General features: G+C 67.3%; 17 protein-coding genes. 7 read left to right on the top strand and 10 right to left on the bottom strand.

The genetic code is table 11. The annotated features are described in order from the left end of the window. Positions 1 to 88: 88 nt before the first annotated feature. From AC07P1_RS09600 to AC07P1_RS09575, 6 genes are all read left to right on the top strand, one after another. Entirely contained in the window at positions 89 to 1,198 is a 1,110-nt protein-coding gene (locus tag AC07P1_RS09600) for an amidohydrolase family protein (RefSeq protein ID WP_494695572.1), read from the top strand. Between the two features lie 95 nt (positions 1,199 to 1,293). Further along, complete coding sequence (locus AC07P1_RS09595; protein ID WP_494695571.1) at positions 1,294 to 2,121, top strand: DeoR/GlpR family DNA-binding transcription regulator; 828 nt, start codon at positions 1,294 to 1,296, stop codon at positions 2,119 to 2,121. 62 nt (positions 2,122 to 2,183) lie between these two features. Beyond that, the gene (locus AC07P1_RS09590; protein ID WP_494695570.1) at positions 2,184 to 4,358 is read left to right on the top strand and encodes a glycoside hydrolase family 36 protein; all 2,175 of its coding nucleotides are present in this window, start codon (positions 2,184 to 2,186) and stop codon (positions 4,356 to 4,358) included. A 154-nt stretch (positions 4,359 to 4,512) separates the two neighbouring features. After that, positions 4,513 to 6,537, top strand: a complete 2,025-nt coding sequence (locus AC07P1_RS09585) for a TonB-dependent receptor plug domain-containing protein (RefSeq protein ID WP_494695569.1) — start codon at positions 4,513 to 4,515, stop codon at positions 6,535 to 6,537. Between the two features lie 10 nt (positions 6,538 to 6,547). Then, positions 6,548 to 7,033, top strand: a complete 486-nt coding sequence (locus tag AC07P1_RS09580; RefSeq protein WP_494695568.1) for a YfiR family protein — start codon at positions 6,548 to 6,550, stop codon at positions 7,031 to 7,033. Continuing rightward, positions 7,030 to 8,895 (top strand): putative bifunctional diguanylate cyclase/phosphodiesterase, encoded by a 1,866-nt coding sequence (locus tag AC07P1_RS09575; RefSeq protein ID WP_494695567.1) that lies wholly within the window; start codon positions 7,030 to 7,032, stop codon positions 8,893 to 8,895. Before AC07P1_RS09580 ends, AC07P1_RS09575 begins: the two co-directional genes overlap by 4 nt. Before the next feature lie 35 nt (positions 8,896 to 8,930). On the opposite strand, the gene AC07P1_RS09570 is transcribed toward AC07P1_RS09575, so the two are convergent. From AC07P1_RS09570 to AC07P1_RS09540, 7 genes are read right to left on the bottom strand one after another with little or no spacing between them, the layout of a single operon-like run. Continuing rightward, complete coding sequence (locus tag AC07P1_RS09570) at positions 8,931 to 10,172, bottom strand: acyl-CoA dehydrogenase family protein (RefSeq protein ID WP_494695566.1); 1,242 nt, start codon at positions 10,170 to 10,172, stop codon at positions 8,931 to 8,933. After that, positions 10,169 to 11,131 carry an ABC transporter permease gene (locus tag AC07P1_RS09565; RefSeq protein ID WP_494695565.1) on the bottom strand — a complete coding sequence of 321 codons (963 nt, stop codon included), beginning with the start codon at positions 11,129 to 11,131 and terminating at the stop codon, positions 10,169 to 10,171. Before AC07P1_RS09565 ends, AC07P1_RS09570 begins: the two co-directional genes overlap by 4 nt. Then, on the bottom strand, positions 11,128 to 12,828 hold the full coding sequence (locus AC07P1_RS09560; RefSeq protein ID WP_494695564.1) for an ABC transporter substrate-binding protein: 1,701 nt from the start codon (positions 12,826 to 12,828) through the stop codon (positions 11,128 to 11,130). Before AC07P1_RS09560 ends, AC07P1_RS09565 begins: the two co-directional genes overlap by 4 nt. A 3-nt stretch (positions 12,829 to 12,831) precedes the next feature. Continuing rightward, complete coding sequence (locus AC07P1_RS09555; protein ID WP_494695563.1) at positions 12,832 to 15,057, bottom strand: TonB-dependent receptor family protein; 2,226 nt, start codon at positions 15,055 to 15,057, stop codon at positions 12,832 to 12,834. Continuing rightward, entirely contained in the window at positions 15,026 to 16,723 is a 1,698-nt protein-coding gene (locus AC07P1_RS09550; protein WP_494695947.1) for a dipeptide ABC transporter ATP-binding protein, read from the bottom strand. The genes AC07P1_RS09555 and AC07P1_RS09550 overlap by 32 nt, the downstream gene beginning before the upstream one ends. Positions 16,724 to 16,725: 2 nt before the next feature. Next, positions 16,726 to 17,592: an ABC transporter permease gene (locus tag AC07P1_RS09545; RefSeq protein ID WP_494695562.1), complete on the bottom strand. Its 867-nt coding sequence runs from the start codon at positions 17,590 to 17,592 to the stop codon at positions 16,726 to 16,728. A 3-nt stretch (positions 17,593 to 17,595) separates the two neighbouring features. Next, positions 17,596 to 18,942 carry an LLM class flavin-dependent oxidoreductase gene (locus AC07P1_RS09540; protein ID WP_494695561.1) on the bottom strand — a complete coding sequence of 449 codons (1,347 nt, stop codon included), beginning with the start codon at positions 18,940 to 18,942 and terminating at the stop codon, positions 17,596 to 17,598. Positions 18,943 to 19,181: 239 nt separating this feature from the next. Here AC07P1_RS09540 and AC07P1_RS09535 point away from each other — a divergent pair, with 239 nt between their 5' ends. After that, the gene (locus AC07P1_RS09535; protein ID WP_494695560.1) at positions 19,182 to 20,108 is read left to right on the top strand and encodes a CysB family HTH-type transcriptional regulator; all 927 of its coding nucleotides are present in this window, start codon (positions 19,182 to 19,184) and stop codon (positions 20,106 to 20,108) included. A 423-nt stretch (positions 20,109 to 20,531) separates the two neighbouring features. Here AC07P1_RS09535 and AC07P1_RS09530 read toward each other — a convergent pair whose 3' ends face one another. The 3 genes from AC07P1_RS09530 to AC07P1_RS09520 are packed head-to-tail and all read right to left on the bottom strand — an operon-like array spanning position 20,532 to position 25,268. Continuing rightward, positions 20,532 to 21,545, bottom strand: a complete 1,014-nt coding sequence (locus AC07P1_RS09530; protein ID WP_494695559.1) for an aldo/keto reductase — start codon at positions 21,543 to 21,545, stop codon at positions 20,532 to 20,534. A 16-nt stretch (positions 21,546 to 21,561) separates the two neighbouring features. After that, entirely contained in the window at positions 21,562 to 23,373 is a 1,812-nt protein-coding gene (locus tag AC07P1_RS09525) for an ABC transporter ATP-binding protein (RefSeq protein ID WP_494695558.1), read from the bottom strand. Then, on the bottom strand, positions 23,370 to 25,268 hold the full coding sequence (locus tag AC07P1_RS09520) for an ABC transporter ATP-binding protein (protein ID WP_494695557.1): 1,899 nt from the start codon (positions 25,266 to 25,268) through the stop codon (positions 23,370 to 23,372). The genes AC07P1_RS09525 and AC07P1_RS09520 overlap by 4 nt, the downstream gene beginning before the upstream one ends. Between the last annotated feature and the right edge of the window lie 50 nt (positions 25,269 to 25,318).

The raw sequence follows: 25,318 nt of genomic DNA, 5'->3' as shown, positions 1-25,318 counted from the left end.
AGTCACGTAGGGCGGATTAGCGAAGCGTAATCGGCCATGCGTGCGGACACGCGGCATAAATAAACCACCAATACAAGAGGAAGCACCAATGCGTTCCACCCTCATTTCAATCGTATTCGGCGCCCTGGCCGCCCTGCCGGCGCAAGCCGCCAACGACAACTACACCATGGCCGACTTCGACAAAGTGCCGAAGATCGACGCCCACCTGCACCTGCACGGCGACAGCCAAACCGCCTACCTTGCGCAAGCCCGCAAGGACAACTTCCGCGCGCTGACCATCAACGTCGACTACGGCGACTTCCCTCCCCCCGCCCGGCAACGCGAAGTGGCCAGCAAACTGGCCCACGCCCATCCGACCGAAGTCGCATGGGTTGCGACATTCTCCACCAAAGGCTTCGAGCGCCCCGACTGGACGGAAACAACCCTGAAAGACCTCGACACCGCCCTGGCCGGCGGCGCCGTCGGCGTCAAGGTCTGGAAAAACATCGGCATGGACCTGCGCGACACCGCCGGCAAACTGGTGATGGTCGACGACGCCCGCTTCGCCCCCCTGTTCGACGGTCTGACCAAACGCAACGCCATGGTGCTGGGCCACCAGGGCGAACCGCACAACTGCTGGCTGCCGCTCGAGAAAATGACGGTCAACAGCGACCGCGAATATTTCAAGGCCCATCCTGCCTACCATATGTACCGGCACCCCGAGATGCCAAGCTACGAACAACAAATGGCCGCCCGCGACCGCCTGCTGGCCCAGCATCCGAAGCTGCGCTTCACCGGGGTTCACCTGGCCTCGCTCGAATGGGACATCGACCGGCTCGCGCGTTTCCTGGACGCCCACCCGGCCGTCAATGTCGATGTTGCCGCGCGCATCGGCCAATTGCAATACCAGTCGCAGCGCGACCGCGTGCGCGTGCGGGCATTCTTCATCAAGTATCAGGACCAGCTGATGTACGGCTCCGACCTGGCCCAATCGGCCGCCCAGCCCGACCAGGAGTTCGCAAAGGACCTGGACACCGTCTGGCGGCGCGACTGGCGCTACTTCGCGACCGGCGACAGCGTGACGGTGCCTGAACTGGACACGCCCGCACGCGGTTTGTCCCTGCCGCGCCGGGTAATCGACAAGCTGTTCCGGGAAAACGCCGAAAAAACCTTCCCGAACGCCTGGCAAAACGCGTCGGCAAGGGCCGCCAAAGGCTGAACCGGGGATATCGCCGAACTTTCGATTCTTTTCGCGCCGGGCGTCCTGTATCATCGGGAACACTCTTTATTTGCGCAAAATCGGAAAGATCGGCAATGAAAAAAACCCAGAAGACGGAAACGAAAGCCATAGCGAAGGAAGCGCCAGCCGACAACAACCTGCTGGTGGAGGAACGGCGCCGCCACATCCGCGAGCTGGTCGCCGAACGCGGCCGGATCACGGTGGCCGAACTGGTGACGATGTTCGACATCTCGCAAGTGACCGTCCGTAGCGACCTGAACGCCTTGGCGGAGATCGGCGCGGTGGTGCGCACGCGCGGCGGCGCGCTGGCCCAGCGGGCCGACGAGGACCTGCCGATCGGCGTCAAGCAAACCTTGCGGCGCGCCGAGAAGATGCGAATCGCCGAGGCGGCCGTGCAACTGATCGGCGAGGGACAAACCATCGTGCTCGATTCGGGCACGACGACGGCGGAAATCGCCAAGCAGATACGCGGCCTGAAGCTGCAGTCGGTCAACGTCATCACCAACGCGCTCAACATCGCGGTGCTGCTGGCCGGCGCGCCACACGTCACCTTGATCATGCTGGGCGGCGTGCTGCGACCGAGTTCTTATTCGTTGGGCGGACCGCAGGCCGAGGCGGCGTTGCAGGGTCTGCACGCGGACATCCTGTTCCTCGGCTTCGACGGCCTCGATCCGGAGATCGGCGTGATGACGCCGCATCTGCTGGAAGCGCGCCTGAACTCGCGCATGCTGGAGATCGCGCGCAGCGTGGTCGCGGTGGGCGACTCGTCCAAGATCGGACGGCGCAGCCTGTCCGTGATCGCGAAGATCGAACAAGTCGACCGCATCATCACCGACGCCGGCGCGGCGCCGGAAACGGTCGAAGCGCTGCGGGCACGCGGCGCGCAAGTCGTGCTGGTGTAGGTGGTCGCTGCGGCCGCCCGCGCCGGCCATGCAGTCCACCTACAAGACAGACGAGGAGATGTATGAAGCAAGCGCATCAAAAAGCCAACGACCGGGACAACGTCAACCACCACGACAAGGAACACGACCAGCAGCACGACCAGCGGCGCCGCACGCTGCTGGGCTGGCTGGCCGGAACGGCGGTCGCGGTGCCGGTGGCCTCCACCGCCTGGGCCGCCGAGGCGGCCACAACGGCGACCACCAAGGCCGGCGGCAAGAACGTCGCGCGCATCGGCGACGCCGCCATGGCGCTCGAATTCGACGGCCAGCTGCGCTGCCGCGTAGTGTCCAAACACGGGCCCCGCGCCGCCGCCATCACCGCCTTCGCGCCCAGCGAACGGCTGCGCCTCAAAAGCGGCCGCTGGATCGAACGCTTCGTCCTGACGGCGCAGGCGGCCGACCGCGTCGACGGCCCACACGGCGCCGGCCTGCGCCACCGCTTCACCGGCGTGGCCGCCGAAGGCGTCGAGAAGACCGTCAACGTCACCTTCTACGACCGCCACCCCGGCTTCGCCATCATCCACGTCGGCTACCGCAACACCGGGACCGCGCCGCTCGCCATCGCCGCCTGGAGCAACAGCGCACACACCCTGCAGCCCGCCGCCGGCCGCAAGCCCGAGTTCTGGACGTATTCCGGCGCCAGCCACCTGGACCGGCGCGACTGGGTCCAGCCGCTGACGGCCGGCTTCGACCAGCGCAACTTCATGGGCATGAACGCCTCGGACTACGGCAGCGGCACGCCGGCGGCCGACGTTTGGCAGCGCGACTGCGGCCTGGCCGTCGGCCATATCGACACCGTCCCGCGCCTGGTGGCCCTGCCGGTGCGCGCGGTCAAGGGCGGCGCCGCGCTCGCCGTCGAATGCGAGCAGGAGACGACCTTGCAACCGGGCGAATCGCTCGCCACGCTCGACACCTTCCTGGCGCTGCACACGGGCGACTACTTCGGTGCGCTGGACCGCTACCGCCGGGTGATGGCCGAACGCGGGCTGCGCTCGCCGGACTGCCCCGACGAATGCTACGAGCCGATCTGGTGCGCCTGGGGCTACGAGCGCGACTTCACGGTCCCGCTGATGGTCGGCACCTTGAAAAAAGCCAAGGAATTGGGCCTGGAATGGGCGGTGCTCGACGACGGCTGGCAAACCAACGAGGGCGACTGGAAGCTCGACACCAAAAAATTCCCCGGCGGCGAGGCCGACATGCGCGGCCTGGTCGGCTCGATCAAGGACGCCGGCCTGAAGGCGCGCCTGTGGATCACGCCACTGGCCGTCGACCCGGGCTCGGACCTGCTGCACGACCACACCGACATGCTGTTGCTCGACAAGGACGGCGCGCCGCAGTTGGTCAGCTGGTGGAACAGCCTGTACCTGTGCCCGGCCTACCAGCCCACCATCGACATGACCCGCGACCTGGTGCGCAAGATCCTCGGCGAATGGGGCTACCAGGGCCTCAAGCTCGACGGCCAGCACCTGAACGGCGTGGCGCCCTGCCACAACCCGGCCCACAAGCACGCGCGTCCCGAGGAATCGGTCGAGAAGCTGCAGGACTTCTGGAAGATGGTGTACGACACGGCGATGGAAATCAACCCGAAGGCGGTGGTCGAGCTGTGCCCGTGCGGCACCTCGTACTCCTTCCACAACATGCCGTACATGAACCAGGCGCCCGCCGCCGACCCGCTGTCGTCGTGGCAGGTGCGCCACAAGGGCAAGACGCTGAAAGCGCTGATGGGGCCGTCGGCGCCGTACGCGGGCGACCACGTCGAGCTGAGCGACGGCGGCGAGGATTTCGCCTCGACCATCGGCATCGGCGCTGTGCTGTCGACCAAATTCACCTGGCCGGTCGATCCCAAGCCCAAGGACAGTTTCCTGTTGACGCCGCGGCGCGAGGACAAGTGGCGCAAGTGGATCGGCATCTACCGCGACAAGATGCTGCCCAAGGGCATATACCGGGGCGAGCTGTACGACATCGGCTTCGACAAGCCCGAAGGCCACGCGGTGGAGAAGGACGGCAGGCTGTATTTCGCCTTCTACGCGGCGCGCTGGGACGGGCCGGTCGAGATACGCGGCCTTGGCGCCGGGCGCTGGCGCCTGCGCGACTATGTCGACGGACGCGACCTGGGCGAGGTGCGCGGCGGTGCCGGCGCCCCCCGGGTGACGCTGCGCTTCGAGCGCGCGCTGCTGCTTGAGGCGATTCCGGCCTAGCGATTCCGGCCCGGGCGCCCACGGCGTCGCGCGCCCCCGACCTGTGCGCTGTTGCTACAACGCACAGGAACATTTCTTAAATGCTAAAAAACGGCGTTTATGGTCTTCACAGGGAGTAACATACTTTCCATAAACCAATAATTTGATCGATACCGTGAACTCCTCCGATTGCCGCGCAACGCGCTTACGCCGCGTCACATTGTCCGTGATGCTGGCGCTGCAGGCCGGCCGCCTCCAGGCGGCCAACGTCTCCCCGCCGGAGGAATTGAGCACCCTGCCACTGGAAAGCCTGATGGAGGTCACCATGGTGACCTCGGCGTCCCGTTTCGCCCAGCGCGTCAGCGAGGCGCCGTCGGCGGTCTCCGTGCTGACCTCGCAGGATGTCCGCGAGCACGGCTGGCGCACGCTGGGCGACGCCCTGGCCACCCTGCCCGGCCTGTACGTATCGAGCGACCGCAATTACGACTACCTGGGCGCGCGCGGCTTCCTGCGCCCCGGCGACTACGACAGCCGCTTCCTGCTGCTGATCGACGGCGTGCGCGTCAACGACAGCGTGTACGACCAGGCCTGCATCGGCGACGACAGCCTGGTCGACATGGACCTGGTCGAGCGCATCGAGTACGTGCCCGGCCCCGGCGCCGCCGTCTACGGCTCGAACGCTCTGTTCGGCGTCATCAATGTCATCACCAAGACCGGCAGCGCCATGGCCGGCCCGCAGGGCACGCTGTCGGTCGGCGGCAAGGGCGAGCGGCGCGCCCGCGCCAGCTACGGCTACCACACCCAGGACGGCACCGACGTGCTGCTGTCGGTCAGGGCGACCACGCGGCGCGGCGGCGCGCTGTACGCGTCCGAGTTCGATACGCCGGACCAGAACAACGGCCTGGCCGAGGGCCTGGACTACCAGCGCACGCGCGGCGCCTTCATCAAGGCCGGCCGCGACGGCTGGGGCTTCAGCGCCGGCCATGTCACGCGCGTCAAGGGCGTGCCGACGGCTTCCTTCGGCGCGGTGTTCAACACCCCCAACTACACGCGCGACGCGCAGAGCTTCGCCAGCCTCTCGTACAGCGCCGCGCCCAGCGACACGGTGGCGGTGTCGACCCGCCTCGACTGGGGCCGCGCCGATTACCTGGGCGCGGGCAGCTACCCCGACGACGAGGGCCTGCCGCGCCGGAACATCGATGGCGACCACGCCGCGTGGTACGGCGTGAACGTCAACGCCACGTTCACCGGCATCGCCGGACACAAGCTGGTGGCGGGCCTGGACGCCCAGCGCAACGCGCGGCGCGACCAGTTCAACTTCGATCTGGACCCGTACCAGCGCAATCTGGACGACCGCCGCGCCGACAACCGCCTGGGCGCCTACGTCGAGGACGAGATGCGGCTGACGCCGCAGTTGCTGCTCAACGCCGGCCTGCGCTTCGACCGCGACAGCATCACCGGCACCCGCTTCAATCCGCGCGCGGCGCTGATCTGGCAAGCCACGCCGCTCGACACGCTCAAGCTGATCCACGGCACCGCCTACCGCTCGCCCAACGCCTACGAGTCGTACTACGCGGCGGGCGTGGGCGAAGGCGGCCAGGCCGCCAACACGGGGCTGCGCGCCGAGGAGATCGCCACCCATGAACTGGTGTGGGAGCGCCGGCCCGACGCCTACAGCAAACTGTCGCTGGCGGTGTTCCACTACCACATCGACGGCCTGATCGCCGAGACCCTGCGCGAGGACGGCATGCTGGTCTTCGGCAATACCGAGCGCGCCTCGGCGCGGGGCATCGAACTGTCGGCCGAGCGCCTGTTCGCCGGCGGCGCCCGGCTGCGCGCCAACTACTCCTGGCAACAGGTGCGCGATGGCGACGGCGCCAGGCCGGTCAATTCGCCCCGCCACCTGGCCAAGCTCAACGCCACCTGGCCGCTGCCCGGCACCGGCGACGCGCTGGGGCTAGGCGTGGAGGGACAATGCATGTCGGGCCGGCGCACCGAAAACGCCGCCACCGCCGGCTTTTGCACCTGGAACCTGACCTTGGTGCCGGCGCGCAGGCGCGCGGGCGGCCTGGATTGGTCCATCAGCTTCTACAACGCGGCCGACCACCGCTACGCCGACCCGGCCGGTCCGGCGTTCGTGCAGGAAGCGATTCCACGCGAGGGGCGCACCATTTCCGCCAAGATCGGTTATGCATTCTGAACCGAACACCATGAAACTCCTGCTGCTGTGGTGCACCGCGCTGTCGCTGCTCGTGCTGGCGCGGGCCGGCTGGGCGCAGTCCGACGACGCCGCGCTCAAGGCGGCCTACGTCTACAACATCGCCCAGTTCACCACCTGGCCGGGCGCCGAGTCGGCGCGGCCGCTGACCGTTTGCCTGGGCAGCGCGCACGCCCTGTGGGACAGCCTGCGCAAGCTGCAGGGCAAGCCGGTCGGCGAGCGCAAGCTCGCCGTGCTCGAACCCGGCCCGGGAATCCAGTGCGATGTCGTCGTCCTGCGCGCCGGCGCCCAGCGCCCGGCCGGCGCCGCCGGCGGCACCCTGGCCATCGTCGACGAGCCCAAAAACGGCTACGCCGGCGCCGTCGCGCTGGTCGAGGAGGACCAGCATCTGCGTTTCGACATCGACACCGCGGAGGCGGCGCGCGCCGGCCTGCGCTTCAGCTCGCGCCTGTTGAAGCTGGCGAGGAACGTCCGATGAAGCGCCAGTCCGCCCTCGCGCCGGCGCCGATCTCCAGCGCGCTCGGCACCGGCCAGATCATCGCCGCCGCCGCCGCGCTGGTGATCGCCGGCGCCGTGCTGATCGCCTACCAGTTGCTCGACATGCGCCACTCGCTGGTCGAGGGCGCCCGGGTGCAGGCGGCGATCGTGGCCGACAGCGTGACCGCCCCGCTGATGTTCCGCGACCGCGATGCCGGCCGGGACGCGCTGCACGCGTTCCGCTACGCTCCCGGCCTGCGCGCGGTCGGCGTCTACGACAAAGACGGCAATCTGTTCGCCGAGTTCTCCTATCCGGACAGTCGCCTGCCGGCGCGCCAGCCGTCCGACGACGCCGCGCCGGACGGCATGATCACCGTGACCGACACGGTGCGTTACCGCGACACCACGCTGGGCCGCACGGTGCTGCACACCAGCACCGCCAAGCTGCGCGCGGTGCTGCTGCGCTATGTCGGCCTGCTGACGGTCGCCTCGCTGCTGGCCATGCTGGTGGTGGCCGCGCTGAGCCGCAAAACGCGGGCCCGGGTGGCCGCCGCCGAGCGCAAGCTCGACTACATGGCCCACACCGACCACGTCACGCGCCTGCCCAACCGCCACGCCACCTACGCCCGCCTGGCCGCCGACCTGGAGCGCGCGCAGGCGGAGGGCCGGCAACTGGCGCTGCTGCTGGTCGACCTCGACAACTTCAAGCTGGTCAACGACACCGCCGGCCACGCCGTCGGCGACGAACTGCTCCAGCACGTGGCCGAGGCGCTGACCGGCGCGGTGCGCCCGACCGACTTGGTGGGCCGCATCGGCGGCGACGAGTTCGCGATCATCGCCGGCCCCGTGCCGGACCGCGCCACCGCGCTGGCGCTGGCCGCCGGCGTGACGCGGGCGCTGCAGACGCCGTTCCAGCTCAAGCAGGGCGAGTTCTTCGCCACCGCCAGCGTCGGCTTCTGCCTGTATCCGGACGATGCCGGCACCATGGGCGAGCTGATGAGCAGCGCCGACACCGCCCTGTACCACGCCAAGCACGGCGGGCGCAACCGGCTCGCCGAATTCGTGCCGGCCATGACCGCCGCCACCCAGCGCCGCGCCGCGCTGGAACGGGAGCTGCGCCGCGCCATCGAGCAGGACCGGCTGTCCGTGCACTACCAGCCGCAATTCGGCTGCGCCGACGGCGCGCTGGTCGGGGTCGAGGCGCTGCTGCGCTGGGACCATCCCGAGCACGGCCCGGTGTCGCCGGCCGAGTTCATTCCGATCGCCGAGGACAGCGGACTGATCGTGCAGCTGGGCCGCTGGGTGCTGCACCGCGCCTGCGACCAGGTCGCCGCGTGGGAGCACGCCGGCGCGCCGGCCTTGATGTTGGCGGTCAACATGTCGGCGCGCCAGCTGCGCGAGCCGTGCTTCATCGACGATGTCACGCGCGCGCTGGCGCAAAGCGGCCTGGCGCCGGGCCGGCTCGAACTGGAGCTGACCGAGAGCGTGCTGATGGAGGACGTCGACGGCGCCATCGCCTTCATGCAGGCCGTGCGCGCGCTCGGCGTGCGGCTGGCGATCGACGATTTCGGCACCGGCTACTCGTCGCTGGCCTACCTGCAATGCTTCCCGATCAACCAGCTCAAGGTCGACCGCAGCTTCGTGCAATTGCTGCCCAAGCGCGGCGAAACCATCGTCCACGCCATCCTGGCGCTGGCGCGCGGCTTCGGCCTGGCGGTCGTGGCCGAAGGCGTCGAGGAACAGCCGCAGCTGGACTGGCTGCGCGAGGCCGGCTGCGACATCGTCCAGGGCTTCCTGCTCGGAAAGCCGATCCCGCCGGAAGAATTCGCCGCGCGCTATCTGGGCGCCACAGCTCAAGCCTAGCCGCCCCTTAACCCACTCAGCTGTCGATGGCGCGGTCACGCCGGATCGGCCGGCGGCAGCTGCCCTTCGGACGGTTCCTTCCACCAGCCCGAGTCCGGCACCGTTCCGTTCAGAAGGTAGTCGCCGATGGCGCGCTCGCGGAAGATGGCCGGGTTGTGCGAGGCGGCCGTGCGGGCGTTGCGCCAGTGGCGGTCGAGGCGCCGTGACTCGCTGGTGGCCGATGCGCCGCCGACCTCGAACAACAAGGTGCTCGCCTGCAGCACCAGATCGATCACCACCTGCTGCGCCTGGAACGCCTCGATCTCGGTCGCCACATACAACGCGTCGTCGGCGGTCCCGGCTCTCGCCTGTTGCCAGTTGTGTTCGAGCGCGCGCGCCACGCTGTGCACCAGGCTGTCGGCCGCGTAGGACAGGCTGGCGATGCGCCCCACCACCCGCTGCACCAGCGGATCGAGGCGCGGGCTCGATTGCCCCTGGACGTCGAAGGCGCGCGTGCGCGGCTGCACGAAGGCGACAGCGTCGCGCAGCACCGCGCGGCCGACGCCGGCGATGCTGGTCAGCAGCACCAATTGCAGGAAGGCCTTTTGGTAAGAGCTCGGCGGTTTCGAAGGGAAGCGCCGCACGATATGCTCGTCCGACAGCCGCACATTGTCGAACAAGGTGGTGCCGCTGCCGGTCATGCGCTGGCCGAAACCGTCCCAATCGTCGAGCCGCGTCACGCCTTCCAGCGTCGCCGGGAACGCCACGCTGACGCGCTCCTCGCCGTCGACCACCGACGCCACGATCCAGTCGGCGTAAATGGTGCCGGTGCTGTAGTATTTTTTGCCGTTCAATAGCCACGACGTGCCGTCGCGGGTGATGGTGGCGCTGGTGCCGGTGGTCTCGGTACGCTCGGCCATTGCGTAGCCGATCAGGGCGCCGTCGGCCACCTTCGGAAACCAGAGCTCGCGGGTGGCCTCGTCCTCGTGATTGAGGCGGCTTTCAAGAAAGGCAAAATGCCCGCGCAACAGGTGCGAGACGTTCGAATCGGCCGTCGCCAGCTCCAGCAGCAGCGCGAAAAACTGCGGCAAGGTGGCGCCGATGCCGCCGTAGCGCTGCGGCACGCGCAGCGCGCCGAAGCCGGCCTCGCGCAGCCAGCCGACCGCTTCGAACGGCAGGCTGCGTTGCTGCTCGCGCTCGACCGCGCCTTCGGCGATGCGGTCGAAAATGGGACCGAAGCGCGCGCGCAGCTGGTCGTCGGTGGGCGCGTCGTGCGTGGGGATATAGGCTTGGTTCATGAGATTTTTTCAGACAGGGGTTGCGATGGACGGCGCAGGCGCGGATCGATCAGCACGTAGCTCGCGTCCACCAGGATATGCACGACGGCGTACAGCAGGGCCGACAGCAGCGTGATGCCAAGCACCAGCGGGATGTCCTTGCCGGCGGTGGCCTCCACCATCAGGCGGCCGATGCCGCGCCGGGCGAACAATGTCTCCACCACGGCCGTACCGGCCAGCAAGGTGCCGACGATGAAACCGGTCAGTGTCACCAGCGATAGCAGCGCGTGGCGCATCGCATGGCGCAGCCGCACGCCGGCCTCGCCCATGCCGCGCGCGCGGGCCATGGCGATGAAGGGCTGTTCGAGGATATCGTCCAGTTCCTGCCGCAGCACCTGCGCCAGCCAAGGCGTGATCGGCAGCGCCAACGTCAGCGTCGGCAGCACCAGCGCGCGCCAGCCGTCCGAGCCGGAGGCCGGAAACCAGCGCAGGCGGAAGGAAAACAACAACAACAGCAGCAACCCCAGCACGAAGCCCGGCATCGACGCCAGCACCAGTTCGCTGGCCGAGGCGACGCCGCGCCAGCGGCTGCGGCGCCGGCCGGCTGTCGCCACCGCCAGCGGTACGGCCAGCAGCAGCGCCAGGGCGGCCGCGCTCAGCGACAAGGTCACCGTGTAGCCGAGCTGCTGGGCGATCAGCTCGGTCACCGGCGCGTTGAGGCGGTAGGAAGTCCCCAGGTCGCCCCGCACCACCTTGCCGAGGTAGATCGCGTACTGCACCGGCAACGGGCGGTCCAGGCCGTAGTCGACGCGGACGCGCGCCAGCGCTTCCGGCGTCGGCTGCGCGGTTTCGCCGCCGAGGATGGCCACGGCCGTGTCGCCGCCGGTCAGGCTGACGGCGGCGAAAGCCAGCGTGGCCGCCCCCAGCATCACGCCCAGCGCGCCCAGGACCTTGTAGACGACATTGCGGATCGGTTTCATTTTTTCTCCAGCCAGACGCTCGGCAAGAACACCGTGTTGTGGGAAGTATCGAACACCAGCCCCTTGAGCCGCTTGCTGTAGGCGATCGAGGAGTAGTTTTCGTGGATCGGGATGGCGGGCACCAGTTCCGTCAGGCGCTGCTGGGCCTGGGCGTAGGCCGACTTCGCCAGCGCGGCGTCCTGCGTTTGCCTGCCTTGCGCCAGCCAACCGTCGAGCTTGGCGTCGCGCAGGCGCGAGATGTTCTGGCCGATGCGCTTGTCCGAGCTGATTTCCGCGCTGTGGTAACCGATGAACAGCGCGTCCGGGGTGTTGGTGTGCCACACGCCGGCGAACACGGCTTGATAGGTGCCGGCGCTGCGGCGGTCGATCATCTGTCCGGTCGGTAGCTGGGTGACGGTCAGCTCCATGCCCAGTTTGCGGGCGTCGGACTGGATCGCTGCGGGCATGGGGCTCGGCTGGAATGCCGACGACAGCAGCACCTCGGCGCTCAGGCGCTTGCCGGCGCGCGTGCGATAGCCCTGGGCGTCGCGTTCGGTCCATCCGGCTTCGTCGAGCAGTTTGGCGGCCTGCGGCGGGTCGTAGCGCAACGCCTGCTGGAACGAAGGATCGTAATAGCGCGTCGTGGCCGCCAGAAAATCCGCCTTGGGCTGGAACTCGCCGAAGCCGACCACCTTGACGATCCCCTCCCGGTCGACGCCGATCGCCAGCGCGCGCCGCACCCGCACATCGTTGAACGGTTCGCGTTCGGTGTTGAACGCCAAGCCGCGCCACGGCGAGCCGGTGCGAATCCGGTTGTCGAAGACAAAGGCGGGATCGGCGCGGATCGCCGCCGCGTTCTGCGTCGGCGCGTCCATGGTCAGGTCGTACTGCCCGGACAACAGCGTGTTGTAGCGGATCAGCTGCTCGGGCACGAAGTCGACCTCGACCCGGTCCAGATACGCCGGGCCCTGGTGCTTGAGCTGCGGCGGCGACCACAGATAGTCGGCGCGCTTGACCAGCCGTATGCCCTGCTGGCGGGTATAGCGCTCGACCACGAACGGTCCGGAGCCGACCGGGAACTCGCCCAGCTTGGAGGGGTTGTCCCTGATCGCGCGCGGCGACTCCATCGACAGCCACGACTGCGCCAGCACGTACAGGAACGGCGTGTACGGTTCGCGCAGCGTCGCCTCGAACACGTACTCGCTGACCGCACGTCCGTCAACGTAGGGCGCGATATAGGCGGCCGCCAGCGGCGAGCGCGTGGCCGGCGCGCGCATGTGCTCCAGATTGGCCTTGACGGCGGCGGCGTTGAATTTTGCGCCGTCGCTGAAAGTGACGTCCTCACGCAGGTGGAAGGTGTAAGTCTTGCCGTCGGGCGAAACTTCCCAGCGTGTGGCCAGCCAGGGCGAGATCTTGCCGTCGGCATCCAGATACACCAGATTGTCGTAGATCATGCGCCCCAGCCACTGCACATCGCCATGTGCGATCGAGTGAAAGTCCAGCGACGTCGGATCGCCATAGGTCGATATTCGCAGCGTGCCGCCGGCCTTGCCCGGCTGGGACTCGGCGTAATCGGCGGCGGAGAACGGCCGCGCGCCGGCCTGCCGCGCCGGGCCGGTGTCGGCCGGGGCATCGCAGGCCGTCAGCGCGAGCAAGACCACGGATGCGAGCGCCGCTGCCTTGGCCGCACCGATGAATAGGTGAGCGAGCCGCGTCATGGCTTAGCGGAAGCTCACGGTCAGGCCGGCGTAGACGCCGAAGCCGTCGCCCGGCGCCGAGCGGCGCTGGTCGGTCCCGGCGTCGTTGTAGGCCGGCGCCACGCTGGAAACGTAGTGCTTGTCGCCGAGGTTGCGGAAGTCGACGAACGCCTTCCAGCCTTGGGTCGGATGGTCGAAGCCGAGGCTGGCGCCGACTATGCCGTAGCCATGGGTGCGGAACGAGTTGGCGTAGTCGACATCGATGCGTGACGCGGCCTGCGCGCTGATGCCGACATAAAAGCCGCTGGCATGCTCGAACTGAACCTCGCCCTGGTAATAGCGGCGCGGAATGCCCGGCAAGGTGTTGCGCCCGAAACGCTTGTCGTTGCGGAAATAGAAATCGTTGAGCGTGAACGATTGGCGCGCCGACAGCTTGCCCGCCGCGCCCTTCCACAGCTCCGATTCCAGCCCGGCCTCGATACCCTGGTGGATGGTCGGGCTGGCGTTGGACTCGGCGGTGATGGCGGCCGTGGTGGCGCTGGCCGGGATCACCTCCACAGACAGCAGCTCGTTGCGCACATAGGAGCGGTACAGACTCAGGCTCCAGTTGGAGTTGAACGCCTTGCCCCGGCTGCCGATCTCGATGGTGTTGGCGGCTTGGTCGGCCAGATCCAGCCCCCGGCGCGACAGCCCCGTGGCCGGCCCGCTGGTGAAAGTCGGCGGGATCGTCAGGAAGGCCCAGCTGTTGGGCGGTTCGATCGAGCGGCTGACGTTACCGTACAGCTGGATATCGTTGTCGAGCGTGTAACGCAGGCCGACGCGCGGCGCCAGCGCCGTGGTGCTGCGGTTGTACGGCTCGTTGGTGACCGGGAAGGTCACCTCGGTGTAACGTTTGGTGTGGATGGCCGACACGCCGGTGCTCAGCCACAGCTCCGGCGCCAGCTCCAGGTCGTTGCCGGCGTGAAGAATATCGTCGGAGCCGTCATAGCGGGCGCGGCGGATCTTGGTGCCCACCGGCAGTGCGGCGGTCGGGCCGGCCGGGATGCGGACATAGGTATCGAGCGAGGCGTTCAGGTGGCGGGTCGACAGCAAGCCGACCTTGGTTTCGCTGCGCTTACCCCACCAGTTGTCGTTGCGGGCGTACTGCAGCGACGCCGAAAAGTCGCGGAATCCCCACTTGCCGGCGTTGACGCTCAGTTGCTGGTCGATCGGGTAGTCGTGGTAGACCAGGCCCGCCTCCAGGCGCGAGTCCTCGTCGATATTCCACGTGGTCTTGTTGGCGATCCAGGTTGAACCGGGCTGCTTGCGGTGGGCGTTTTGCGCCACCGCCACCGGGTTGGCCTGGCGCGGATCGGCCTCGATCTGGGCCACCGTCAGCGCGCCTGGCTGGTAATTATCGGTTTCGCGATAGCGCAGATAGAAGCGGGTTTGCACATCCGGGCTGAATTTGTAGCCCACGTTGGTGATCAAACCGCGCGAGCGGCCGTTCGACAACTGCTGGTAGCCGTCCCGTTCCGAGTAGGTGCCGGCCGCGTAGTAGTCCCACGCGCCGTTGACGCCGCCCGAGGTCAGCGCCACCTTGCGGTAGCCATAGCTGCCGCCCTCGATGCGCGCCTCGAACGGCGTGGCGTCGGCGCCGGTGCGGGTGACGTAATTGATGGCGCCGCCGAGCATCAGCGCGCCCAGATTGAAGGCGTTGGCGCCGCGCAGCACTTCGGTGTGCGACAGCCCCAATGGTTCGAACAATTCATACGGCGTGCCGCCCGGACCGGTCACTGGCAGGCCGTCGAACAGGAACAAGGTGCCGGAGCGGAAAAAGTTGGTGCCGCGGTTGATGGCCGAACCGCGGATGGAAATCTTGATGCCGTCGGTGCCGCCGGCCGCCTGGGCATAGACGCCCGGCTGGTAGGCCAGCACGTCCTCGTTGGTGAACACGCGCCCTTTTTCCACCTGCTCGGCGCTGATGACGCTGGTGCCGCCGGGGATCTCGTCGAGGTGCAGCTTGGCGCGCTCGGCGCCGCCGAGGGCCTTGCCTTTGACGACGACCGATACCATCGTCAACGCGGAGGCGCTCTCCACCGTCGCGGCTTGCGCCGCATCCGCCTCGTCGGCGGCGATCGCCCCGCCGCCCAGGCACAAGGTGCCGACGGCGGTGGCGATCAGGGTTCTGGAAAAGCGGCGGCCCGAGGCCGCGCCGCTCTGTCGGAAGATGTTTGCTTCAGGCTGCGCCCAATACATTTGCTTTTTCATTGATCCAGCTTTCTTCATTTATCGAATTGAACAAAAAATCGGGTTGCGGCATGCTGGCCTGCGCGGACAACAGCAGGCGGGTGTAGGGGTGGCGCGGCTGGGCATAGATTTCGTCGACATGGCCCTGCTCGACGACGGCGCCGTCCTTCATGACGGCCACGCGGTCGCAGATGCGGCGCACCACACCCAGGTCGTGCGAGATGAATAAACAGGACAGTCCCAGCCGGCGTTTGAGATCGGCCAGCAGGTCGAGCACCTGCGCCTGCACCGAGACGTCGAGCGCGGATACCGGCTCGTCGCACACCAGTATGTCCGGCTCGGCAGCCAGCGCCCGCGCGATGGCGAGCCGCTGGCGCTGTCCCCCCGACAGCAGCAGCGGACGGCGCGCCAGGCAGCCGGCGTCGAGCCGCACCAGCTCCAGCAGTTCCAGCGAGCGTTGGCGCCGGGCCGCGCCGCGCGCGACGCCGGCGGCGGCCAGCGCCTCGTCCAGCACCCGTTCGACCGTGTGGCGCGGATCGAAGCATCCCAACGTGTCCTGGAAGATGACCTGGACGCGGCGCCGCTCGCGGCGTTGTTGCGCCTTCGACAGCGCCTGCACATCCTGCCCGAACCACTGCACGCGGCCGCTATCGGCGTGCTCCAGGCCGAGCAACACGCGGATCAGGGTGGTCTTGCCGGAGCCGGACTCGCCGACGATGCCCAGCGTTTCGCCACGCCGCAACGTCAGCGACACGTCGGCCAGCGCCCGGCGCGCGCCGCCGCCCGGCGTGGCGAAGGTTTTCGACAGGCCGCTCGCCTGCAACACGGCGGGCACACGGTGCGGTGGCGCGGCGGACCGCCGGGGCGCGCCGCCATCGTCGCGGCCACGCACCGCGTGGGCGGCGGCCACCAGACGGCGCGTATACGAATGCCGGGGCGCATGGAGTATCTGCTGCGTCGGCCCCTGCTCCACCACCTCGCCGTTGAGCATGACCACCACGCGGTCGGCCAGCTTGGCCACCAGCGCCAGGTCGTGGCTAATCAACAGCATCGCCATGCCATCGCCGCGCAGCCGCAGAAGCAGATCGAGCACCTGCGCCTGCACGGCGGCGTCGAGCGCCGTCGTCGGCTCGTCGGCGATCAACAGGCGCGGGCCGCAGGCGATCGCCGAGGCTATCAGGGCGCGCTGGCGCAAGCCGCCCGACAACTGGTGCGGGTACAGGCCGACGCGCTGTTCCGCGTCCGCCATGCCGGCCGATTTCAGCAGGTTGACCACCTTGGCGGCGCGCTGGGCGCCATCGAGCTCGCGGTGCAGGTCCAGCGGCTCGCCCACCTCGCGGCCCAGGGTGCGCATCGGATCGAGCGCGTTGAGGGCATCCTGCATGACAAAGCCGATCCGGTCGCCGCGCAGCGACCGCCATTGACGCTCGCCATAGGTGCTCAAATCCTGGTCGCCGAAGCGCAGGCGCGCGGCGCTCACACGGGCGCCATCGCCGGCCAGGCCGAGCAGGCTGCGCGCGGTCACGCTTTTACCCGAGCCGGATTCGCCGACGATGGCGACGCATTCGCCCTCGCGCACCTCGAATGTGACGCCCTTGACGACGTTATCGCCCTGGCCGAAGCCCACGCGCAAGCGCTCGACCGTCAGCAGCACGGGCTTGAGTTGATGCAGAATCGAGATTGGCATGTTCATGATGTTTTTCCTTCGCTTCGCAGCAGGAGTTCGCGACCGAGCACGGTAATGGAGACGACGGTCAGGGTGATGGTCAGACCCGGCACGGCGACCAGCCACCACGCGTTCGACATGAAGTTGCGCCCTAGGGCCAGCATCGCGCCCCACTCCGGCGATGGCGCCGGCGCGCCGAAACCGAGGAAGCTGAGGGCGGCGCCGAGTGCGATCTTGGTGCCGATGCCGATCGTGGCCAGCGGCAGCACCGGGCGCACAGCGTTGGGCAGCACATGGCGCCACAGGATCGCCACCGGATGCCAGCCCTGCGTGCGCGCCGCCTCCACATACAAGGAGGAACGCACCTGCGCCGTCTGGGCGCGGACCAGGCGGGCGTAGCGCGGCACGCTGGCCATGCCGACGGCCAGTGTGGCGTTGAGCAGGCCCTGGCCCCAGATCGCGATGAACACCAATGCCAGCAGCAAATCGGGGAACGCCAGCAGGATGTCGACGAAGCGCATCACGGCGGTATCCAGCCAGCGGCGGCCCAATCCGGCCAAGAGGCCGAGCGCCGCCCCGATGCCGACCCCGATAATTGTGGCGCCGAGACCCAACAACAGCGACGGGCGGGCGCCGTGGACCAGGCGGGTGAAGACATCGCGGCCGTTTTCGTCGGTGCCCAGCAAGTGCCCGGCGATGCCCGGCGCGGCAAAGGCGTCGCGGGCGCTGCCATCGAACGGATCGCCCGGCGCCAGCAGTCCGGGCGCGATCGCGGCGAGCAGCAGCAAGGTCACGAAGATTGCGGCCAGCGTCAGGCCGGCGCGCGGCGGCGTTGCGTTGCGCGGGCGTGTTGGTGACGCGATCGGTGAGATGGAAACACGGCTCGTCATGGGTCAGGCAGCGCTGCGGGCGAGACGACGTGCGGTGTACTGGCTGGCCGGCCGTTCCAGGCCGAGGTGATGGCGAAGCGTGCTGCCGCTGTATTCGTGGCGGAAGATGCCGCGCTTGCGCAGCAGCGGCACCACATGGTCGACGAAGATCTCGGCACCGGACGGGAACACGTCGGGCATGATGTTGAAGCCGTCGGCGGCGCCGGCCAAGAACCATTGTTCAAGGCTGTCGGCGACCTGCTCGGGGGTGCCGACCAGCAGCCGGTGGCCGCTGCGGATGCGGCGAGACAGCTGGCGCACCGTCAGCTTCTCGCGGCGTGCCAAGTTGATCTGGGCTTGGAAGAAGCCGTGCGAACCGGTCGTCAAATCGCGCACATCGCCAATGCGCTCCCACGGCAGTTCGCTGTCCAGGTCCAGCTCCGCCACGGAGATGCCGATGCGCTGGGCGATCTGGCCCACCAGCCCTTCCTCGCCCTGGAAGGTGTCGAGCAGGTCGCAGCGGGCGTTGGCCTCCGCCTCGGTCGAGCCGATGACGGTCGACAGACCCGGCATGATCTTCAGCGACTCGGGATCGCGGCCCCAGCTTCGGGCGCGCCCTTTCATCTCGTTGTAGAACTCGATGCCGTCCTCCAGCGTGGTCTGGGTTGTGAAGATGGCATCTGCGTAGCGCGAACCGAGACTTTTCCCATCCTCGGAGGATCCGGCCTGCACCAGCACGGGGCGGCCCTGCGGCGCACGCGGAACGTTGAGCGGGCCGTGAACCGAAAAATGTGCGCCGTCATGGCGGATTTCGTGAATCTTCGACGGATCGGCGTAGGTCCCTGCTTCGCGATCGCCGATGACGGCGTCGTCCTCCCAACTGTCCCACAGTTTGTTGGCAATATCGATGAATTCGGCGGCGCGGCCATAGCGATCGGCGTGCAGCGGCGCGCCGGTCAAGCCGAAGTTGCGCGCGGTGGAGTCGCCGGCGGTGGTGACCACGTTCCATGCCACGCGCCCGCCGCTGATATGGTCGAGCGACGCCAGCCTGCGCGCCAGATTGTATGGATCGTTGTAAGTTGACGACGCGGTGGCGATCACACCGATATGACGGGTCGCCAGCGCCACGGCCGTCAGCAGCAAGGTCGGCTCCAGCCGCCCGGTCGGCGTAGTGGCGACGTCGCCGAACAAGGCAGGGCCGTCGGCCAGGAAGATCGCGTCCAACATGCCGCGCTCTGAGATGCGGGCGATGTTGGTGTAGTAGTCCACATCGAACAGTGCCGACGGCGGCACCTCCCCCAGCCGCCACGCGGCGCTGTGGCCTCCCAGGCCAAGGATGTTCATGCCGATGCTCATTTGCTTGGGTGTCATGTCGCCGATCCGTCTTGCGTTGAATAGTGTGACGGAAGTTACATGGCAAATCGGCCACGCACAAACAATCAAAAGTGGTAACGATAGAAGCTGCGACGATATAAGCATGGCAGCACGAAGGGGCTTTGCTTTGCCGGCCAACGTAGTTCGGATATGCATATTCGGAAGCGTTCGTTGTAAGCTGGCGCGGAATATTTATCATGTTGCCAAGCTCTTTACTTCAATCGATCGGACGCGACATGAATTTCCAGCAACTGCGCTTTGTGCGCGAAGCCATACGGAACAATCTCAACCTCACCGAGGTCGCGGCTGTGCTCTACACCTCGCAGTCGGGGGTGAGCAAGCAAATCAAGGATCTGGAGGATGAACTGGGGATCGAACTGTTCGTCCGCAGCGGCAAGCGCCTGACGGGGCTCACGCGCGCCGGCGACGGCGCCGTGCAGATCGTCGGCCGCATCCTGCAGGAGACGGAAAACCTGCGCCGCTACGCCAGCCAGTACGCCGGCGTCGATAGCGGGCGGCTGGTGATCGCCGCCACCCACACCCAGGCGCGCTACACCCTGCCCAAGGTGGTGGAGGAGTTCAACCAGGCGTTCCCGAAGGTGAAACTGGAGCTGCACCAGGGCGCGCCGCGCCAGATCGCCGACATGCTGGCCAATGGCGAGGCCGACATCGGCATCGCCAGCGAGGCGCTGGACAAGGCCAGCGAGGTGCAGGCTTATTCCTGCTTCACCTGGAACCACCAGGTGGTGGTGCCGCTGGACCATCCGCTGCTGCGCCAGGCGCCGGTGACGCTGGCGCAGATTGCCGAATATCCGCTGGTGACGTACAACGAGCAGTTCACGGGGCGCAAATGCGTCGACGCGGCCTTCAGTCAGGCCGGATTGACACCGGATCTGCGCCTGACGGCGATGGACGCGGACGTGATCAAGACCTATGTGCGGCGTGGGCTGGGGGTCGGCATCGTCGCCGAGATGGCGCTGGAGGACATCCAGCGCGACGGACTTGTGGTATTACCGACACAGGGCGAATTGTTCGGCACGTGCAGCACAATGCTGGCGGTGCGCAAAGGCGTCTTCCTGCCCAGCTTCGCGTACCGCTTCATCGAGATGTTCGCCCCCGGCCTGCCGCTGGAGCGCGCCGCCGAAGAACGCCTGCCCGCATGACAATCGCTTCGGTCACGGATTACCTTTTCGGGCCGAGGGAAGATATCGATTCCCGAACCCTGTTTGTCTTCGGCACGCCACACCATCAAGCACAAACTTGTTGTGCAAGCTCCACGCGATACCCCGGAGCGTGTTGAGCTTTCGTACGGTGCTGCCGGAATGGCGCTGCCACGCGTATGGGGTGAACAATTTCGGCGTCGACATCTCAAGCTGGCAACGGCATCCAATTCGCAATGATCGTCGCGTTGGAAGCGCTGAAACGCGTTCCACGTAGGGCGGATTAGCGAAGCGTAATCGGCCATGGATGCGCCGTCGGCGGCTCTTGGATGGCCGATTACGGCGTTCCGCCTAATCCGCCCTACGTGATCATCACCGACGGAGAGGGCGCGGTGCGAAGTTTTGGCCACCAGCGCCACATACAACTCACCAACGATAACGGCTGGCCGAGAAATCGGCTTCATAGAACGGCGCGACGTGGGTGCCGGGCGGGATGATAGCGTCGATGCGCTCCAGATCCGCCGCGCTGAATTCGACTTTCAGCGACGCCAGCGCGTCCTCGAACTGCTCCAGCGTGCGCGGACCGATAATCGAGCTGGTGACGGCGGGCTGCCGCACGGTCCACGCCAGCGCCAGTTGCGACAACGGCACGCCCTTCTCCTCCGCCAGTTGCGCCAGCGGTTCGATCACATCGTACATACGCGTCGTCATGCGCCGCGCCTGGAGCGGACTCGGATCGACGTAGCGCCCCTCCGCCGGCGCGTGCCCGAGTCGATATTTTCCCGACAAAAGGCCGCCACCGATCGGACTCCATGGCAGCAGCGCCAGGCCCCAACTCTGCGCCACCGGCACCAGCTCGCGCTCGATGCGGCGGTCGAGCAGATTGTAAGGCGGCTGCTCCGACACGAAACGGTTCAATCCAAGCTCCTTGGATGCCCACAGCGCCTCCACCACCTGCCAGCCGGCGAAGGTGCTGGAGCCGATGTAGCGCACTTTCCCCGAACGAGCCAAGTCGTCCAAAGCGCGCAAGGTCTCGTCGATGGCGGTGTCCGGCGCCGGCCTGTGGATCTGATACAGATCCAGATAATCCGTGCCAAGCCGGCGCAGACTGTTCTCCGCCTGCTCGATGATATGCCGGCGCGAGCTGCCCCGCAGATTGGCGTCGGTGTCGTGCATCGGCAGGTGCACCTTGGACGCCAGGAACACGTGCTGCCGCCGGCCGTTGGCCTTCAGCGCCTTGCCGGTGAACTCCTCGCTGATACCGCGCGAGTAGACGTTGGCGGTGTCGATCAAATTGATGCCGACATCGATCGCGATGTCGATGATGCGCGCAGATTCTTCATATCGTGTCTTCGAGCCGAACATCATGGTGCCCAGCGCCAGTGGCGATACCTTGACGCCGGTGCGTCCGAAGGGACGGTATTCTTGAATAGTGGTCATTTCTGCTGTTCCTGATTCAGGTGGTTGGAAGGTCGTCGAAAGAGGCGCTGCTGCTCGCGTGCAGCGCCGCATACAGGCCGTTATGGGCCATAAGCTGCCGGTGGTCGCCCTGTTCGGCGATCCGGCCATGCCGCAGCACGACAATCTGGTCGGCGTCGCGCACGGTGGCAAGGCGGTGGGCAATAATGATCGTCGTGCGCCCCTTGCGCAGCAGTTCCAGCGCGCTCTGGATTTTCAATTCGGTAAAGCTGTCGATATTGGCCGTGGCCTCGTCCAGGATCAGTATCTTCGGCGACGCCAACAAAGCCCGCGCAAAGCTTAGCAACTGGCGCTGGCCAACCGACAGGTTGCGCCCGCGCTGGCCCAGCGGCGTGTCGTACCCCTGCGCCAGCGCGACGATGAATTCGTGCGCGTGTACGGCTTTGCAGGCGGCCACGATCTGCTCGCGGGTGGCGTCGCGCACGCCGTAGCGCACGTTCTCCTCCACCGTGCCGCTGAACAGGAACGGCTCCTGGAGCACCATACCCACGCCCTGCCCCAGCGACTCCAGCGACAAATCGCGCACATCGTCGCCCGCCACGGTGACCGATCCGCCCCACACATCGTAAAACCGGTGCACCAGCGCGGCAATGCTGGTTTTGCCGGAGCCGGTGGCGCCCACCAGCGCGACGGTTTGATAAGGCTCGATGCGCAGGCTCAGATCGTGCAGCACCGGCTGTCCCGGGCGATAGCCGAAATCGACCTTGTCGAAGACGATGGACGGTGGCGCCGACGACATCGGCCGGGCACCGGGACGGTCCTCCAGCGTCACCGGCACGTCGAGCACCTCGAAAATGCGCTGGCCCGACGCCATGGCGCGCTGCATGACCGTGTACTGCATGGTCAGCGTACGGATCGGATCGAAAAAACGCTGCACGCAGAAGATGAAGGCCACGATGACCCCGACGTCCAGCTCCCCCGCCACCACGGCGCGCCCGCCGACCACCACAACGATGGCCATCGCCACGCCGGTAAGCACGTCGACCGTCGGCACCATCACCTGCGAGGCGCGCGACGAGTCGACTTGCGCGGCCAGGTTTTCACGCGCGCGCAGCTCGAAGCGGCCGAAGTTGACCTGTTCGCGGCGGTTCTCCTGCACCGTGCGGATGCCGTTGATGTTTTCCGCCAGCGCCGCGTTCACACTCGACGAAGCTTCCCGCGCTCGCGTGAAAGCTATCCGCGCCCACGGCAGCCACACCAGCCGTATCAACAGCAACGCCGGCAACACGCACAGGGTCAACAGGCCGAGTTTCACATCCATCGTCAGCAGCAGCGCGATGATCCCGATCAGCAGGAAAAGATCGCTCAACGCCGACACGGATGTCTCCATGAATTCCTGCAGCGCGTTGACGTCGCCCTGAAGACGCGACATCAACCGTCCAACCTGGGTTCTGTCCATGATCGACAACGACAGGCGCTGCAAATGCTCGAACATGGCGCGCCGCAGGTCGAAGATCACTGTTTGCGCCAGGCGCGCCGCCACCCACTCCTGCAGAAACGTCAAGCCGGCGTTCAACCCGATCAGGACCGCGAACAACGCCAGCACCGCCGTAAAACTGAATGGCGAGCGACCCAGCGCGCTGTCCACCGCGTGGCGCACCGCCACCGGTATCGCCACCTGCACCAGCGTGTAAAGCGCCACCGTCGCCAGCACGCCGGCGGCGGCAAGCCGGTGCGGCCGCATGAAGCGCCACATGCGCGCGGTTACGCTGCGATCGAAACGCAGGAAAACCTGTTCGCCGCGATCGCGCAGTAGCGCCTCGACGGCATCTGATCGGCCGGTACTCAAGATTGCAACTCCTGTTCCTGTTCATCGGCGGTCTGACTTACGACGCCGCCTGTGCTCTCCGACCTGGCTGCGCGGTGCTGAAGGCGCCACAACTCCGCATAGCGTCCGCCCAGATCCAGCAACTCCTCGTGCCCGCCGCGTTCCACGATGCGGCCCTGTTCCAGCACGATGATGTGATCCGCGTGGCGCAGGGAACTAAGCCGGTGGGCGATGATGATGGTCGCCGCGTCCCGCATGGACGCGCGCAGCGACTGCCGGACTTGCTGCTCCGTGACGGCATCGATCGCCGCCGTCGAGTCGTCCAGCACAAGAATCGAGGGCCGCTCGACCAGCGCGCGCGCGATCGTCATGCGCTGGCGCTGACCGCCGGACAGGGCCACGCCGCGCTCCCCCACCTCCGTGTCGTACTTTGCCGGAAGCTGCTCGACATGGTCGTGGATACCCGCGACGGCGGCAGCCGACTTCACCGCCGGTGCGGCAGCGTCGGGCGCCGCGTAGGCGACGTTGTGGTGCACCGACGTATTGAACAAAAAATTCTCCTGCTGGACGACGGCGACCGCGCGCCGCAACGATGCCAGGGCGATGTCGCGCACGTCCACGCCGTCCAGCGTTATGCGGCCGCTCGAGACGTCGTAGAAGCGGGGTATCAGATGCGCCAGCGTCGATTTGCCGCTGCCGGGCGCGCCGACCACGCCCAGCACCTGGCCGGGCGCCAGCTCGAAGCTGATGTCCGCCAGGACCGGCCGCTCCGTGGCGCCGTGTCCATAACTAAAGCCGACCCGTTCGAAACGCAAGACGCCGGCGCCATCGCGTGTCAGTTGTGCCGCGCTGGAGGCGTCGTGAATGCCGGGCACCGCGTCAAGCACGTCGAACAGTCGGGCGCCGGAGCTGGTGGCGCGCGCGCTGGCGTTGACGATCATGCCGATCTGCCGCAACGGCTGCTGCAAAATCGTGATAAAGGTCAGGAATTCGGTCAGTTCGCCCACCGTCGACGTGCCGGCCGCCACCCGCAGGCCGCCGGCCCACAGCACCAGTCCCATCGAAATGTAGTACGCCAGGGTCATGAGGCTCATCGACCGCATGCGCTGTGTGATGCGCAGATTCGACAGCACCAGCGCGCGCCGCGAGATGTCGTCGAAGCGCGCCAGTTCGGCGCGCACCGAGTGGAAGGCGCGCACCACCCGCACGCCTTGCAGGTTCTCCTCCATGCGCAGGGTCAGTTCGGCCATCATCTTTTGCAGCCGCTGCCAGCTCACGCGCAGGCGCAGGCCGGTCGTCACCGAGTTGGCCAGCACGAAGGGCACGAAACTCAGCGCCAGCAGGCCAAGCGTGACGTCGACGCTGAGCAGGCGCCAGGAGCCGATACCCAGCAACAGCAGCAGCGTGAGCACGCGCAGCACGCCGAATTCGAGAAAGGCGCGCACGCCTTCCAGATCGAGCATGCCGCGTGAAATGAGCTCGCCCGTGTGGATGCCGTCGTGATAGCCGAAGCCGAGCCGTTGCAGCTTGTCGTAGTAGGCCAACCGCAAATCGTAGCCGACCTGCTGCGCCAGCGTCTCGCCGAGATAGCCCTGCAAGCCGGCCAGCACGCCGCGCACGGCGCAGGTGGCGACGATCAGCAAGGCGGTAAGCGTGAGCGCGTCCTGGACCGGCGCGGCCGCGGCGCCGCCGCCCGGCAGCAAATGGGCGGTCTGGTCGACCGCCTGCCCGAGCAGGCGGGGCATCACAAGATTGAAGACGGCGGCGCCGAGCGCACAACCCAGCGCCGCCGCGCAGCGCCATGGATAGCGGCCGGTGAGCGCCATCAGGCGCCCCAGCACCTCGGGCATGGCCTGTACATCGATGGTTTCAGCATGCTGTGGTGGTACATGTCGAGGCGGGGTCGCCGCGCTCATGGACGGGCCACCCTGCCAGCCCGGCAACCGTCGAACCGTTCGTAATCGAT

The sequence above is a fragment of the Duganella sp. GW821-FHT07F09 genome (assembly GCF_059418705.1).
Note: the sequence above shows the minus strand (reverse complement) of the source record. Positions and strands in the feature narration are given on the sequence as shown.